15 protein-coding genes are annotated in these 14,906 nt (G+C 37.0%); 8 read left to right on the top strand and 7 right to left on the bottom strand.

Translation table 11 applies throughout. The annotated features are described in order from the left end of the window. Window positions 1-79: 79 nt before the first annotated feature. Window positions 80-376, top strand: a complete 297-nt coding sequence (locus GVN16_RS21885; RefSeq protein ID WP_166566095.1) for a helix-turn-helix transcriptional regulator — start codon at window positions 80-82, stop codon at window positions 374-376. 102 nt (window positions 377-478) lie between these two features. On the opposite strand, the gene GVN16_RS21880 is transcribed toward GVN16_RS21885, so the two are convergent. The 5 genes from GVN16_RS21880 to GVN16_RS21860 all read right to left on the bottom strand — a co-directional run bounded on the left by GVN16_RS21880 (window position 479) and on the right by GVN16_RS21860 (window position 4,123). After that, a complete protein-coding gene (locus tag GVN16_RS21880) occupies window positions 479-1,123 on the bottom strand; it encodes an ankyrin repeat domain-containing protein (RefSeq protein WP_166566094.1) in 645 nt (214 codons plus the stop codon). A 66-nt stretch (window positions 1,124-1,189) separates the two neighbouring features. After that, window positions 1,190-1,615: an ATPase gene (locus tag GVN16_RS21875; RefSeq protein WP_166566093.1), complete on the bottom strand. Its 426-nt coding sequence runs from the start codon at window positions 1,613-1,615 to the stop codon at window positions 1,190-1,192. 184 nt (window positions 1,616-1,799) lie between these two features. Continuing rightward, window positions 1,800-2,573, bottom strand: a complete 774-nt coding sequence (locus GVN16_RS21870) for a hypothetical protein (RefSeq protein WP_166566092.1) — start codon at window positions 2,571-2,573, stop codon at window positions 1,800-1,802. Window positions 2,574-2,577: 4 nt separating this feature from the next. Continuing rightward, complete coding sequence (locus GVN16_RS21865) at window positions 2,578-3,360, bottom strand: hypothetical protein (RefSeq protein ID WP_166566091.1); 783 nt, start codon at window positions 3,358-3,360, stop codon at window positions 2,578-2,580. Between the two features lie 13 nt (window positions 3,361-3,373). After that, window positions 3,374-4,123 (bottom strand): hypothetical protein, encoded by a 750-nt coding sequence (locus tag GVN16_RS21860; RefSeq protein ID WP_166566090.1) that lies wholly within the window; start codon window positions 4,121-4,123, stop codon window positions 3,374-3,376. Between the two features lie 575 nt (window positions 4,124-4,698). Here GVN16_RS21860 and GVN16_RS21855 point away from each other — a divergent pair. The 6 genes from GVN16_RS21855 (at window position 4,699) to GVN16_RS21830 (ending at window position 13,194) form a co-directional block, all read left to right on the top strand. Next, entirely contained in the window at window positions 4,699-5,124 is a 426-nt protein-coding gene (locus GVN16_RS21855; protein WP_166566089.1) for a helix-turn-helix transcriptional regulator, read from the top strand. 436 nt (window positions 5,125-5,560) lie between these two features. Further along, window positions 5,561-6,745, top strand: a complete 1,185-nt coding sequence (locus GVN16_RS21850; protein WP_166566088.1) for a hypothetical protein — start codon at window positions 5,561-5,563, stop codon at window positions 6,743-6,745. Further along, window positions 6,742-7,716, top strand: coding sequence for a hypothetical protein (locus GVN16_RS21845; RefSeq protein ID WP_166566087.1), 975 nt, complete (start codon window positions 6,742-6,744; stop codon window positions 7,714-7,716). Before GVN16_RS21850 ends, GVN16_RS21845 begins: the two co-directional genes overlap by 4 nt. Window positions 7,717-7,966: 250 nt before the next feature. Beyond that, complete coding sequence (locus tag GVN16_RS21840) at window positions 7,967-9,031, top strand: type I restriction endonuclease (protein ID WP_166566086.1); 1,065 nt, start codon at window positions 7,967-7,969, stop codon at window positions 9,029-9,031. A gap of 96 nt (window positions 9,032-9,127) precedes the next feature. Beyond that, window positions 9,128-9,394 carry a hypothetical protein gene (locus tag GVN16_RS21835; RefSeq protein WP_166566085.1) on the top strand — a complete coding sequence of 89 codons (267 nt, stop codon included), beginning with the start codon at window positions 9,128-9,130 and terminating at the stop codon, window positions 9,392-9,394. After that, window positions 9,391-13,194, top strand: a complete 3,804-nt coding sequence (locus GVN16_RS21830) for an ATP-binding protein (protein WP_166566084.1) — start codon at window positions 9,391-9,393, stop codon at window positions 13,192-13,194. Before GVN16_RS21835 ends, GVN16_RS21830 begins: the two co-directional genes overlap by 4 nt. Window positions 13,195-13,276: 82 nt before the next feature. Here the strand turns inward: GVN16_RS21830 and GVN16_RS21825 are convergent, their stop codons facing one another. Then, complete coding sequence (locus GVN16_RS21825) at window positions 13,277-13,534, bottom strand: hypothetical protein (RefSeq protein ID WP_166566083.1); 258 nt, start codon at window positions 13,532-13,534, stop codon at window positions 13,277-13,279. 346 nt (window positions 13,535-13,880) lie between these two features. Here GVN16_RS21825 and GVN16_RS21820 point away from each other — a divergent pair, with 346 nt between their 5' ends. Then, the gene (locus GVN16_RS21820) at window positions 13,881-14,603 is read left to right on the top strand and encodes a hypothetical protein (RefSeq protein ID WP_166566082.1); all 723 of its coding nucleotides are present in this window, start codon (window positions 13,881-13,883) and stop codon (window positions 14,601-14,603) included. A 92-nt stretch (window positions 14,604-14,695) separates the two neighbouring features. Here the strand turns inward: GVN16_RS21820 and GVN16_RS26015 are convergent. Then, the coding region (locus tag GVN16_RS26015; RefSeq protein WP_205748947.1) for a hypothetical protein at window positions 14,696-14,906 on the bottom strand (211 nt) is incomplete at its 5' end.

The raw sequence follows: 14,906 nt of genomic DNA, 5'->3' as shown, positions 1-14,906 counted from the left end.
CTAAAAGTAATAATTATAAAAAAACTGTTGCATATTCTCCACAAATCCCACAAATTTGCTGGAAATAACCTACAAAACGATGAGAACGAAAAAGCATATTCTACTGCCGAGATTCCAGGAAATGATGGAGGTTGTTGGCGAAAACATCCGACTGGCCCGCAAAAGAAGAAGACTCACCACCATGCAGGTAGCTGAAAGAGCCGGTATCGACCGGAGTACCTTATACCAGATCGAGAAGGGTAACCCCAAGGTTTCTTTGGGAGGCTATTTTAATGTACTCAGGGTATTCGGGATGCAGGATGATTTCCTCAAACTTGCAGCTGACGATCCTTTAGGAAGAAAGCTACAGGATTTGGAGTTGATAAGTAAATCATAACAACTGCACTTAAGCAGGAATTTAAGAGGTTTGTGATTTCCCAGAATCAAATTACCGGCACTATTTTACATTTGCTGCCGAAATATAGTTTTTGTAACATCCTCACCCCACCCCCGCAACCCCCTCATAAACCAACAACCTCAAAACATTCGAATCCCGCAAAAACCAGCTGGCCCAGGAGATGGGCGTGTCGCCGTTGGCGTCTTTGGCGGTGATGTCTGCTCCGGCATCGATGAGGGCTTTTACAATTTCGGCACTGGCGTAGGCTGCGGCCCGGTGCAGGGGCGTTTCGGCTTTCAGGCGGGCATCCCGCATAAAACACAGGGTTTCCAGGCCTTTGATCGTCGTTTTGTTGACGTCCGTGCCTGCGGCTATCAGGGCTTTCACGATCTCTGTCCTTTCGGGCATGTGGTTGGTGTTGCTGAGGGTATAGTGCAGGGCGTTTTCGCCGGTAGAGAAAACGTGATTGGGGTTGGCCCCTTTGCTCAGAAGCCATTTGACCGACTCCGCCTTGCCGTTGTAGGCCGCGTTGCACAGTGGGTTGTTGTCGTTCAGGTCCAGGTGGGCTCCCAGGCGATGATACAGCTCCAGGGCTTCTACGTTACCTTCCCAGGCAGCGGTGAAAATCGCACAGTTGTTATAAAAATCGCTGTAGTTGATGTCCGCACCTTCCGACACCAGCCTTTCCACTTCGGCGAGGTCTTCTTCCACCACCGCCCTGATCAGTTGCTCATTCAGGTCCTGCATGTTCTTGAATTTTAAAGGTTACCCACATTGATCAAAATTAGCAAGGATTCCGGAATGAACCCACATTTAATCCCCGAATTTCAGCCCCAGCTTATCCATCACGTTGTTCCAGTATACCTCCACCTCGTCTCTCTGGGTGCGGTCCAGCAGGTTTTCGTGGTGTATGGCTATTGTGGCCTTGCCTTTGTTGTCCAGCACCCTCACCTGCAGTATCGTGCTATTTCGCCACGCAGGCTTTTTCCAGCTCATCCTGAAGTGCGAGTAAGGCTTAAACGTCGTCAGTTTGCCTTCTATGCCTTCTTCCGTGCGGTATGTTTCATTCAGTTTAACCTCTTCGGGATCACCCACGTGACCCAGCCAGATGCTAAGTCCTTCTTTGGTAAAGAGGTAGTCCCACGCCACCCCCGGCGACACCAGGAAGGTCTTCCTCAGTCCGAACTGGTAGCTGCCGTCTTTCGTCAGCCCCACCGTTTTTGTTTCTTCAGTTTCCATGGTTTATTGTTTGTTTTTTTTGACAGGATTTCAGGATTTACAGGATTCTCCGACGTTGTCATTTCGGGCCCGACTTCTGCCCGTAATACTTCCAATCGTAAATAATCGTTCCACTACGACCGATATGCTCCGCCTGATAGTTCATCACTAAATAGTTTTTAACATCATTTTTTTGAATGCCCGGTCAATACGGATCACCAAATTGATTGACTTCTATACTCCCCTCAAACTCATTAGAAAAAATATCGTAAAAGTGTGACCTGAACCGCAATCTCATTTTAGTGTTGAAAGGTCCCCTGAAAACTTTCACGGCAGTCACCGCTATCTCACCGGGAAATAAAAGCCTTCCTTTTGCTCCTATTCCACACATCATACCATAATATATCTGAATAGGTTTCCATTCCTGATTTGGTGTTTTGGCTTCAAGTATCAAAGGGATGTCTGAGTTTGAACCTATAATTACCGGATGAAAAAGCGTATTGATTATATAAACAGGATATCTCTTAATTAGAGTGTCTTTCCGGATGGATTCATAAGGTATTATTGTGGAGGTATCAATTTTCAGAGAAATAGAAAGGGGAGTCGGGAGTGAGTACCATTCTTTTCCATTTTCTACACTATCATAAGAAAAGGAATTCTTTTGATAGGCATATTTATCAGTGTACAGCGTGTCTGCTTTCATGCCAATATACAGCAATTCATAATCACTCAATGATATCCATGGAGAATGAGCAGGTATTATTTTTTTACTCCCCGCCGTTTCGTAATTGTCATGAATAAAAACCGGGAAAATAAATGGCGTAGCCGGGTAATATGGCGGAATTGTAACCAGGGGAAACTTATATTTCTCCATTTCTTCTTCTTCCGTTTCTTCTTCGGCTCTTCTCTCTTCACCGCAGCTTAAACATCCAAACGCCAATGCTACCACAAACCCATAAAACAATAACCTTAACTTCATATCCTTAATAATTTTCCTTAAACTGACTCAGATGAATGCTCCCCTCAAATTCATTGGAGTAAATGTGTCTTGGGGTAAAACCCACATCAGGCAGTTTTATTCTCATTTTTGTTTTGAATGAACCTTTAAACACCGGTACTGTTGTTGCGGCTATTTCACCAGGTAATAAGACGGTATAAAATAGCCCTCCGTCACCTAATAAATGACTCTCAATGGGTTTCCATATGCCTTTTTCGTTCTGAGCCTCCAGAATCAGATAAAAGCTTCCTGGCCTTGTTACGATTTCGACAGCACAAGTGTAGATGTTTATCAGGTATACCGGATGACTTTGGAATAATTTATCACTATGAATAAAAGTTGGTTCATAGCTGATAATCGTCGAGGTATCAACTACTATAGAAAGGTTAAAAGGGATGGGGCCACTCGAATTGTATGACCTCTTGCCGTTCTTGAAAAGAGTATAATTCTCTAAGTCATATTTTTTATTCGGAAAAATAGATTCTTTGTTTTCAGGATCTTGATAGGCAAGAATGCTGTCTTTATACCTTCCTCTGTAAAGAATAGAATAGTCACCGGTTGCCATTCCGTTCACTTCAAGAGGAAGCAGGGCGTTAGTATCTCTTTTACCAAATGTAATAGACGGCATTATAAACGGCGGTGCCGGATTATATGGGAAAATATAAGAGCTGTCAAATTTTGTCGGCTCCTTTTCCAGCTCATCCCTGAATAGCACCCAACCGAGCCCCATAGCCATTACCAAACTGAAGAATATTGTTTTTATTGACATACTCTACTACTTTTTACAAACCAAGTTCATTTTTAAACTGACTGAGTTCAATACTTCCTTCGAATTCATTGGAGTAAATATTCAGTGGTTCAGAATCCATCCGTAATCTCATTTTGGTTTTGAATGGCCCTGAATAAACCGTCACTACCGTGATACCTATTTCCCCGGGGAAAATGAGCATGCCGACATCTCCCGTTCCACACGGGTGAAATTTGAACTCAATCGGTTTCCATTGTCCACTTGGGTCTTTGGCTTCCAATATGAAAAGAAATGAATAAGATATTCCGATAAAGACAGGCTTCAGACCTTTACTGAAAACATAAACGGGATGTGTTTTGTAAACCAAATCTTCAAATGCCGCCGAGGTGTAAGGAACAAAAGCAGACGTATCTACCTGTATGACCATTGTGAGCGGAGAAGCCCTTTCGTAGCTCACTTTAGTTTTTACATCATCCTGGTAGTCTAAGTGTTTATTGTATTGGAAATAATAAAATTCCGGGGTGATGGTATCTTTATTCGGGCCGAGGTACTGCAGTGGATAACTCCTCATCTGCATTTTTTCGGTATGAACCACTTCAGGCTCCTTATCAACAGGCTCTGCTATAAACACCGGAAACTTAAACGCCGGGGCAGGCTGATACGGAAAAACAAACGGCACGTCCGACGGTTCATCCGGCACCGACCAGTGTTTTTTCTTTTCGCCCTTCATCCACATAAAGCCCAGAGCGATCAGCATACCCAAAAAGCCGTTTTTAATAGTCATAGTCAGGAGATATGATTTTCAAATTACATTCTTTTTTTGATACTATTGGTTAGCCCCCGCAGAAATAATTACTCCAAACGGTCACACATATGTTCCACCACTCACTTCTAAATAAAAGAATAGTACCCTTGTGGCGATCCTGCAACGAATTTTAGCCACTAAGAATCAAAGGCAAGAAGAAGATACGATAAACCTCGAATGACCATTTAGGAATTAAGCTCATTAAGAAGTCATTAAGCTATTCGACTTCAAACGAAATAACGTTCTAAGTAAGAACCATCCAAACCAAAAATTCTCTGTCTGAGCAAAGCCTCAAATTCCCATTGCTAAAATTTAAGCACCTAATTTGAGGATTTGTGAGTTAGAATTTTTAATGTTTTTTTTGTTACTTTTTTTTCAAAAAAAAAGTAAGGCAGAGAAAAAGGATTTCTAGTCCCAAAAAAAAGTAAGGCGAGAAGAAAGAAAGCGAAGTAAAAGAAAAGTAAAATGCTAAATTACATAGCCTAATTTATAATCGATAATTGCTAAATTGCATTCAATTTCATACCTTGGACGAAAAAAAACAACTTAAAAACATGCAATCTAAAACAAAACCCTCCCGCATTCATGAAGGCCGTAATATCAAGCGTTTCCGTGAGATGCTCGGGATCAAACAGGAGGCCCTGGCCTTTGAATTGGGCGAGGATTGGAACCAAAAAAAGATCTCTATCCTCGAACAACGCGAAACCGTCGACGACCGCATTATGAAACAGGTCTCCGACGTACTCAAAATACCGGTAGACGCCATTAAGAACTTTGACGAAGAACAGGTGATTAATATTATTTCAAATACTTTTGACAATGGTGCTGTTCTGAGCACAGGCTATAATTCTACTTTCAACATTAACCCCGTTGAAAAATGGCTCGAAGCCCTCGAAGAAAACAAACGACTTACTGACGAACTTTTGAAAGCGAAGGATGAGAAGATTGAGTTGCTGGAGAGGTTGTTGGGGGAGAAGTAGTAAGAAACTAAAATGTGTAATATGATTAAAAAAGAGCTTTTGAGCTCTTTTTTGCTATTCGATAACCTTTGCCCTCAAATAGCATAGAAGAATTAGATCAATGGCTGGATTAAGCTACAATTAAGACCTTTCTTTTTATAATTGCACTAGTAATACAAAAATGGAGAAGATGGGATTTTTAATGGTTATCAATATTCTTTTGATAAACTCTTGATAAACTCTCGTTACAAAATACGCATTCGATTTTGGGAATTTCTTTTTCGTAATTCTTAATAATTTTTCTGTTATACGTAGCCATTAATTAATAAGTTACTATATTTACTACATGATGCTAAAGCGTTAGGTATAAGTTCTTTTGAAGATTTTGTTTTAAGTGTGATCAAAAAGTTATTGGTATTCTTTACGGGTTAATAAATTAGTTTTAATATTACTGATTATGTTTTCGAAAGTTTTCAATACGAAGAAGGTAGCTGTTGTCATCGCGATTCTTTTATTAGCAATATTTTTTCAGGGTATGCTAATTGTTTATTTTTCTAAGAGTAATTTATTGGCGTCTAGTTACACCATTCGTAATTTGGAGTCAGGTTTAATTATGCCATCAGATCCATTAATTCGAACACTTTTTGAAAAAGCTAGCAAGCAAAGTTTCTATAGTGGTAGTAATGTTAATTCCAAAAAAGTTGAAAGTGTACTCATCAAATTTCCAAAAATAGTTTCGGTTTTGCGAGGTCGCCAATTTGAGAGTTTATATGATTTATTGATTTATCTCAGAATAAATGGTAGATATAAGGATGAAGTTGAAGTACTAAAGTATTATTTGAGAGAACTTATGGGTAACAGCGTCGACGAAAGAAAAGCCTATTTATCCTATGTCGAAGATACCTATATCAAGCCATCCGAAGAGGCCATTAAAGATATGCAGTTTGGTCGTGGACAGTGGATGATGAGAGAGGGTTTACTTAGATTGATGCTCTTGGATACTAATCCTTTAAATAGTGAGGATAAGGATATTAATTATAGAATCAATAGAATTTATTTGGCGTCAATAGCTTCAAGCGATATTGTTGACTTATTAGCTGATGGAGAGTCTTTTGAAAACCTCGTGCCATTAGATTTTAACGAAAAATCTAGTAAAAATTTGGCAGAAGCAGAATATTTGACATCAAATGAGAAGCGGTATGATTCATCTTCTAAGGTCTCAATTGATTTTAATCAAAGGGCATTTTCAGATACGACTAGTTTTAAAGCTTTAAAGTATTACTGGAATGGATTACGATATTTTTGGGATCAAGATTATAGCAAAGCTCTTTCCCACTTTATAACGGCTTCTTTTTTTACTAAGGATAAGTTATTTTTTGATCTAATATTGAATATGAAGATTCGATGTCTTTTTTGGAACTGTATTCAAAATAATTTGAAGAATAAAAATGCAGTAATAAGTGAAATTATACTTCAGAAAGAAAAGCTCCATTATCCGAATTTTAAAACTGATTTTCAGTACTATATTAGTTATCTTGAGAATCCAGTAAAAGATGAGGGGAAAGTAATTGAACCGTTGCTGCCAGAAAATAAAATTATCGATTTAGAAATTGAAAGAATTAATAAGCTATTAAATAAATGATTGATAATAGTAGTAAGGGAAATAAGGAAAGGTTATTCTCAAAACTGGAGAAATTAAAAATACCAGTTTTTGTCACAACTTTATGGGCTATTATTCAAACACTAGAACCTTCTAAAATAGATTCATTGAATTTAAGTTTTGTTTTGTGGTTTTTAAAAAATACGTGGTTTGAATTTTTTGTTTTGATTTCTATTGGCTGTTGCTGGATTTATTGGGTTGAATTGAACGAACTTAGAAAAAGATTTTTTCAATGGTTAAAATTGAAAAGGCTACCGACTCAAGCATTCATATATTTATTGCTGTCAGTGAATCTCTTTACTGCATTTTTATTAATAGTAGAAAGAACCGATTATTATTCTAATTTTTATCATTTATATAGTTATTCGATGCACAAGAAATTGGAAGAGAGCATCAATAAAGGAGAGTATTTAAAAGCTATAGATTTGTGTAAAACAATAAATGAAAAATTTCCTTATGAGGATGCAGAGTCAATTAATAAGGTTAAAACCAATATCAGTGATAGATATTATTATGGGAGTAAATATTACAGCATTGCTTTGTTCAACATTAACGATACTTTGGAAGTTTCTCGAATAGCTTACTTTAATCTGCTTTCTGCTTTCTGCTTACATCCTAATGATAATTATCGCAATAGAATTATGATTGTTTCAAAACGATTGAAATCATTAGATCAAGTGCCGAATGTTTTTTACGACGCTGTTAAAGCAAAAAATATGCAAGTGGTAGACGATATCCTTAATAATTATCAGTGGTTTCTGTTTGAAGATGAAGCTATCAATAGAATAAAAAGTAAAAAAGGAACATGGGATTACGGAACTTTGGAAAGTTTGTTTTTTAGAATCAAAAGAGAGCAATATCGTGATTATGTCCTTAAAAGTTGGAGGCAAAATGAAGCGTTGGGGTTGGTAAATTATCATAATAATGCGTCATTAGTAGCAGGGGATAATTAGATTGGTATTACTACTACTTAGATGTTTTTCGCGATTTTATCTTTCCGGAAACAAATACGAGTTATAATTCTATCCACTTAATTTCTCTGAATATTGTATTTACTCTTCAGTAAATTAACGAAGGATAGTAATAGTGTCTACCGTGCATGCTTGTTCGTATATCAGGCACGGAATTTGCTTAACGTTGATGAATAATTGATGTTGAAGAGTATTTACTACAAAATTCGAATTCCATTTAAACCCTACTACTATGGACTTTAAAGACCAGATTAAAATTCTTGGAGAGAGAGTTGTTAAGCTGAAAGATCAGGTTAACACTGAGGAAGCAACAAAGAATGCTTTCATTATGCCCTTTATTAATGCCTTAGGTTATGACATTTTTAACCCTTCAGAAGTTGTTCCAGAGTTTGTGGCAGACGTGGGTATTAAACAGGGAGAGAAAATAGATTATGCTATCATGAAAGATGGTGCTCCCATCATCTTAATAGAATGTAAATGGCATGGACAGCCTTTGAATGTTCATAATGCTTCACAGTTGTTTCGGTATTTTCATACCACAAAAGCAAAGTTTTCTATTTTATCAAATGGGCTGGAATATCGTTTTTATACCGATCTCGTGGAACCCAATAAAATGGATGAAAAACCTTTCTTTGTGTTTAATATCAATGAGATAAAAGACAACCAAGTAGATGAACTGAAGAAATTTCATAAGGCATATTTTGACTTTGAGAATATTGTTAATACTGCCTCCGAGTTGAAGTTTACCAATGAGCTGAAGACTTTGATCTCAAATGAAATGGCCAATCCAAATCCGGAGTTTGTGAAATACTTTGCTAAACAAGTGTATCCCGGAATGGTTACTCAGAAAGTGCTTGACCTTTTTACCAACCTTACCAAAAAATCTTTTGCACAGATTATCAATGATCTCATTACAGAGAGACTAAAATCTGCTTTAAGTAAGGAAACGGAAGTGCAGGCCAGTGATGCATCTGAATCTATATCTGAAGAGTCAAAGATTGTGACGACACAAGAGGAAATGGATTCGTATTACATAATCAGGGCGATTCTGTCTTCGGTAGTGAAACCAGCAAGAGTACATTTCAGAGATGCACAAACTTACTTTGCGGTTTTGTTAGACGACAATAACAGGAAAACAATATGCAGGTTTTATCTAACAGAAAAGAGAAAGCAGATCGGCTTGTTTGACGAAGCAAAGAAGGAAACTAAATACGAGATCAATGATCTTGATGAAATTCATCAGTTTGACAGTCAGTTGAAGAAAGCTATTCAATATCTGGAGTCTGGGAGGAATTGAGGAAATATCAAATCTAATTTTCAAGAGTTTTAAATTTAGAAGTTATTTAGTTAGTTTAGGGTGCAAGAGTTCTCAAAAATTAAATGAATATATAAAGTGAAAAAATCTTTTAAAATTATCCTGACTGCTTTAAATACAATAATACTGATAATAGCTGCTTGGTGGTTTTTTGATGATATGGCCCCAGAACCTTTGATAATTGTTTTAGGACAATTTACAACATTGCTTGTGCTTTTTTTTGAAAAAGAAGTGTCTAATATCTTTACAATAGATGTAACAAACAGTAAAATAAGAATTAGAAGTAAAAGCGGTGATAGTATTTATACCAAAAGAATAAAAGATTCCGATATTGATATAGAATGAAAGCTATGATTGGGAAAATAATAAATATATTCAGTGCTTTCAAGGATACAAAAAAGGATAGATACTATTTTAAGAACATAGTAAATTCGGTCATTACAATAGTAAATAGACCTTCATTTGAAGTTACCGCGAAATGGTTCGACGATTTACTTTTTATCTCATATGATGATGAGATAAAAAGTAAATATATACACGACTTATATCTCAGTAACGTATTTGAGAGACAGTCATTAAAAAGTATTCTCAAATTTAGTGAATGGAGGAGGTCCATTAGCGAAGAAGTAAGTACATGTAAGAGTTCTGTAGTGGGTTTTAAACACGCTTTAAAAGACTTTTATCAAGTGGCTGATATAGAAGATGAAGTGGACCATGTTTTTTCGAATTCTTTTCTTACAAGAATAAAAGAGCTCGAAAACAATATAGATAAGATTGAAAGGGAGCTAGACGACCTAAAGAGTTCGTTTGAGTTAGAAGGCTATGGAGTGTTGTTCTTAAAAAGTCAGATTACACAGATTTCGATTCCCATTAAGGAGATAATAGGTTTACCTGCTCCAAAATGGTCTGAATTTCTTGACAGGCATGCTGAGGTTTTTGACGTTTTTCATCAGGTATCTCAATTTTTTAATGATGTTTATTATGATCTGAGTAAACTAAATAAAGTAATTGAAAATTTTAGAAATGAATGTTCTAATAAAATAATTACGGGAAAGGCTGGTACCGGAAAAACTTATATTGCTGCTCATGTAGTAAATAAGGCTAAAGAAAATGGAGATCATGTTTTGTTTTTTAAACCGAGACAGTTTAATGGGGATAATATTAACTTGAATGAAAGGTTGTTACAGCTCTTACAAGTTCCTCTCGGGTATACAATTAATGAGGTTTTGGAAAAGTTGAACAATTTTGCGTCCTCAAATGATAAAAGATGTTTTTTTATTATAGATGCACTGAATGAAACAACGAAGTCAAATATTGGTTTTAGTTCTATTTGGAGGAATCAGTTGCAAGATTTTATTAACCAAGTTAGTCTTTTTTCTCACCTTTTTATTATCTGTACGCTAAGAAGTTCCTATATTTCTCAAATATGGAATACCCCTCCCAGTTCGTTGGTCGAAACGAGGGGATTTGAAAAGCAAGAAGATTTAATAAACTTATGTAATCTGTATTTTAACCATTATAAGATCAAAGTTCAGAATTTTGCAACTGCTGATTTAGATATTTTTAAGATCCCACTTTTATTAGATTTGTACTGTAGACTCATTAATGAACCCAGAATCAATGAAAAGAAAATTACACTTGATATGAAAACATATCTTCAGATTTTTGAAGATTATGTTGGACGAGTAATTTCTGAAGTGAAGTTTAAATTGAATTTGTTTGCAGATAAATGGATAGTAAAAGGTTTTTTCAATAGTTCTGAAATGTTTTTTTTCAACAATCAAGGCGTTATTTCTATTAGTGATTTTAGCGATGCTTTTGATTTAGAAGAGAATGTGACAAATGACAACTCTATTGCCAGAGCAGTTTTGGAAGGCTATTTGATTTTTATAAAAGATGCAATTGATCAAAGGCTCGAAGTTGTAAAACATACTCAGCAAGAGGTCGGGGGGTATCTATTAGCTAAGTATCTTTCAGAGAAGCATAAATCTATTCATGATTTATTAAATGATAAGATTTTTAGTGAAAAAGTAATTGGTAGTAAATCAAGTGATCATCATCAGCTTCGATTGGATATTCTCAAGTTTATTATCGCATTGAGACCAGAGATTAATCTAAATTTAAGCACTCGTGAAAGTTTAGCGTCTTCATGGTGGTATTTATATAATGGATTTGATTATAAGAAGGATGGGGATTTGCCACAACATTTGTTGAAACACGTTTCCGACTATGATCTTCAGGAAATCTTAAGTCTTACTTCAAGTCACTGGCTTAAGCATGAAATCAAGTACAATTTTCATTTTGTAGCACTAATTTTGGAAGAATTGGATTTATGGAAATTTGATCTTTCGTGGACTTTTTTCATCTATAAAGAATCTGGGTCGTTTTTTGAATTCATAGCAGATAGTATTCAAAAAATTAAGAAAGATAATCGGAATGATTTGGAATATCATAAATTAGTAGCCAAACTCACCACTTATGTTACTGCAACAAATATTAGAGAATTACGAGATAATGCAACGATTTATTTAATTGAATTTGGGAAGAGACATCCCTTGGAGTTGATAGAATTGGCAGAATATTCTGTGTTGTTAGCTGACAAATATATTTACGAGCGTCTTGCTAGTTGTTGTTATGGAGTAGCATTAACGCTCCAAAATGATGAAGATTTTGTTCGGAGAATTCTACCTGAGATGACGAATAGGTTATATAATCTTCAATTTTCTTCGAGTTCAACTTGCCAAGTTTTTAATTATATAGTGATTGATTCTATCAAACATTTGGTTGATTTAGCAATTTACAAGCAAGTATTTTCATTAAGTGAGTTTGAGGTTCAAAAACTAGAAAAATTTGAATTTGAGGTCCCTCACGAATGGGTCGATCCAAATGAACAGCAAATTGAACTAATTGACGAAAGTGATGAAATGTCTTGGCCGGAGCCGATAGGTATGGATTTTGGAATCTATACTATTCCCAGATTAATTGATGAAGATTACAGTAGAAGGAGACACGCAATTTCTAATGTATACAAAAGGATTTTTGAACTTGGATTTAGAACGAGTGACAAGTTAAGTTTTAAAGATGAAAACTTTAGAGATTTTTATTTTGGAAATAATATTTCACGAGTAAAGGGAAAGGTAGATAGATTAGGCAAGAAGTATTCTTGGAAGGGTTTTTTTGACTTTGCAGGTTTTCTGCTAAAGAATGGGAAGTTAGATGTGTACGAGACTTATTCAGGGAAGAAAAACTACACAAGGTTGAGTGATGTAGATATAGACGTGAGCATGCCGTTTAAAGATTATATATTACCTATGAGATTATACTCCGAAGATCTCATCGTTGATAGAATAGGTAATCCTTCATGGTACAATGAAATCAAGATAGATTCTGTTTTTGAGTTATTTGAGCATTCTTTTGAAAATGAAAAGTATTCTATGCTACATGGGATGGTCGAACAACGAGTTAATGAAGAATATAAAATTAGGTCTTATTTAATGATAGAGACTTTTTTTATAAAAAAGAACGAAAATTTGCCCAAAGCTAAGGAAATAAGCTTGAAGACTCTTTTCGATTGGTCTTCAGACAATCACTTTTCGCCAGACCATTTATATAGGAAGTATTTTGGAGAGCTTTATTGGGCAGTTAAAGAGATTGAACGGCTTGAAACGGATAAGGTCTTAATTCCAACTGGAGAATATATTGACTTTAAAAGAATCGTTACTTCTCGAAATTTGTTTGAAAATGGATATAGACACAAAGATATCGGTAAAGAAGTAATAGAGAAACAAGCGATAAAAATGTCCTTTGATTCGGAGCCAACATTGGTTGAATTTTCATGGGAGTCTAAAAGTATTGTTTTAAGCGGTAGCAATGAGTATTACCCATCGATAAAGATGGGCAAGACTCTAGGGTTAAAGGCAGAGCCTGAAAAAGGCCTAATATTGGATAGCGACTTGAATAAATGTTTTTATTGCGTTGGATTTAAAGATGCTTATTTTGAAAACGACTTTCACTATTTTAGAAAAGATTTGCTTTTTAAATATATGAATGATAATAACCTTGCTTTATTATATCAAGTTAAACAGCACTCGTATGATGAAAGTGGTCCACATAATAGAGCGTTGAAATTTATTATCGTTGAATAACGCCGATGCTAGTTATATAAATAATACTTGTTTAACAAAAGACATCATTACTTTCGACAGTTCTTTTCTTAGACGTTTTTCTTTACCAATCAATCTCTCCCTTCTGCCTTTTATTCTCAGCAATTGCACCAAACTGATAACCTAAAGAAAAAACATCAGACAATTCGAATTTTGAAGCTGATATGACGGCAAAAACCACCTCATCATTTATAAATCTCTCCACTTTAAAATCGGTGTGGTAATATTTATTGTAATATTCAACAGAGTTAAGTATCAATTTATCATCAGAACTGATGATGGTAAACTCTGTTCTTTGCTCACTACTATCGTTTGAAGGCATAGATTAAATTAAATAAAGGCAAGTACTATATAAAGATAATGTGAATGTCTTGAATTTCAAACTTTACACTTCCATCACCCCATGTGTTTGTTTAAGTTCTTAATTGCGATAGGGGACGATATTGAACCCTTATCGCAAAGCCAAACTATAATTGAAAAAGAAGAGCATCATCCTCCCATTAAATTTCCCTTAAAAAAACAAAATTCCCCATATCTCCCCACAATTTTAAAACACCTCCCCCCGTTTATTCCTACAAGATTCAAAATCCCAACTTTAATAGTTAGTTGAATCGCACACTTTGACGAGAATTTATATTTTTTTCATAACAACCAACAAATAAATTAACATGAGTTCACCAGAAACCGGGCATGCCAAAAACATTGCCAACTTCGAATCCCTGATTAACTTTTGTGCCGGCTACGGCCCCACCTACAACCCCGGCAGAGCCAGCCTTTCGCTCGACGCCCTCCGGACCAAACTCGAAGCCTCAAAGGCCGCTTTTGCCGACACCATCAACAAAGAGATCCTTTACGACAACGCCGTCAATGCCCGTCTCGACGCCTTCAAAGACTTCAAGGGCCTCTCTACCAAAATCAGCAACGCCCTGGCCGCCTCAGGCGTAGGCCCGAACATCATCGATGCCGCCCGCACCCTCAACCGCAAGATGCAGGGAGGAAGGGCCACCCCCAAACCCGAGGCCACGGTCGACGCCGTCGAAACCCGCACCATCTCCGCCTCACAACAAGGCTTTGACACCCGCCTCGAGCACCTGCAGGGACTTATCCAATTGGTCTCTTCCCAGCCCGAGTACACCCCCAATGAAGAAGAACTGAAGCCCGAGTCGCTGAAAGCCCTCATCGCCAGCCTCTACGCCATCAATAACCGCGTCAGGGAAGCCGAAGTCGTATGGAGCAACGCCCGCCTGGCCCGCACCAAAACCATGTATGCCGAAGGCGACGGCCTCGCCCACATCGCCCTCGATGTTAAAAAATACGTCAAGTCAGTTTTCGGAGCATCGAGCCTGGAATATAGTCAGATTAAAGGCATTACCTTTAGAAAGCAGTCCTGAATCAATACAGCCCTCGTCAGAGGGCTCGTTCTTTCCCTATTTTCGCTACAACTCCCCGTCGCTGCCCTTCCCCCAGCTTGCTTCCTGTTTTTTTACTTCCTGTTTCCTGGTTTCCGTTCAGTCATCCATATGTAGGTCTTTGTAATTCTGCGTTGGGCCGGTGTAATTCTGCGTTGGGCCGGTGTAAGTTTACGTTGGGCCGGTGTAAGTTTACGTTGGAGCGGTGTAAGTTTACGTTGGGCCGGTGTAAGTTTACGTTGGAGCGGTGTAAGTTTACGTTGGGCCGGTGTAAGTTTACGTTGG

It is taken from the genome of Emticicia sp. CRIBPO, assembly GCF_009905725.1.
Lineage (GTDB): Bacteria > Bacteroidota > Bacteroidia > Cytophagales > Spirosomataceae > Leadbetterella.
The sequence above is the reverse complement of the archived record's forward strand: the minus strand, read 5'-3'. Positions and strand labels throughout refer to the sequence as shown.

Bases quoted from the DNA above. Each gene is read 5' to 3' on its own strand.
- GVN16_RS21870 (WP_166566092.1), bottom strand. From the start codon at position 2,573: ATGAAGTTAAGGTTATTGTTTTATGGGTTTGTGGTAGCATTGGCGTTT.
- GVN16_RS21825 (WP_166566083.1), bottom strand. From the start codon at position 13,534: ATGCCTTCAAACGATAGTAGTGAGCAAAGAACAGAGTTTACCATCATC.
- GVN16_RS21885 (WP_166566095.1), top strand. From the start codon at position 80: ATGAGAACGAAAAAGCATATTCTACTGCCGAGATTCCAGGAAATGATG.
- GVN16_RS21830 (WP_166566084.1), top strand. From the start codon at position 9,391: ATGAAAGCTATGATTGGGAAAATAATAAATATATTCAGTGCTTTCAAG.
- GVN16_RS21880 (WP_166566094.1), bottom strand. From the start codon at position 1,123: ATGCAGGACCTGAATGAGCAACTGATCAGGGCGGTGGTGGAAGAAGAC.
- GVN16_RS21855 (WP_166566089.1), top strand. From the start codon at position 4,699: ATGCAATCTAAAACAAAACCCTCCCGCATTCATGAAGGCCGTAATATC.
- GVN16_RS21840 (WP_166566086.1), top strand. From the start codon at position 7,967: ATGGACTTTAAAGACCAGATTAAAATTCTTGGAGAGAGAGTTGTTAAG.
- GVN16_RS21860 (WP_166566090.1), bottom strand. From the start codon at position 4,123: ATGACTATTAAAAACGGCTTTTTGGGTATGCTGATCGCTCTGGGCTTT.
- GVN16_RS21875 (WP_166566093.1), bottom strand. From the start codon at position 1,615: ATGGAAACTGAAGAAACAAAAACGGTGGGGCTGACGAAAGACGGCAGC.
- GVN16_RS21850 (WP_166566088.1), top strand. From the start codon at position 5,561: ATGTTTTCGAAAGTTTTCAATACGAAGAAGGTAGCTGTTGTCATCGCG.
- GVN16_RS21845 (WP_166566087.1), top strand. From the start codon at position 6,742: ATGATTGATAATAGTAGTAAGGGAAATAAGGAAAGGTTATTCTCAAAA.
- GVN16_RS21820 (WP_166566082.1), top strand. From the start codon at position 13,881: ATGAGTTCACCAGAAACCGGGCATGCCAAAAACATTGCCAACTTCGAA.
- GVN16_RS21865 (WP_166566091.1), bottom strand. From the start codon at position 3,360: ATGTCAATAAAAACAATATTCTTCAGTTTGGTAATGGCTATGGGGCTC.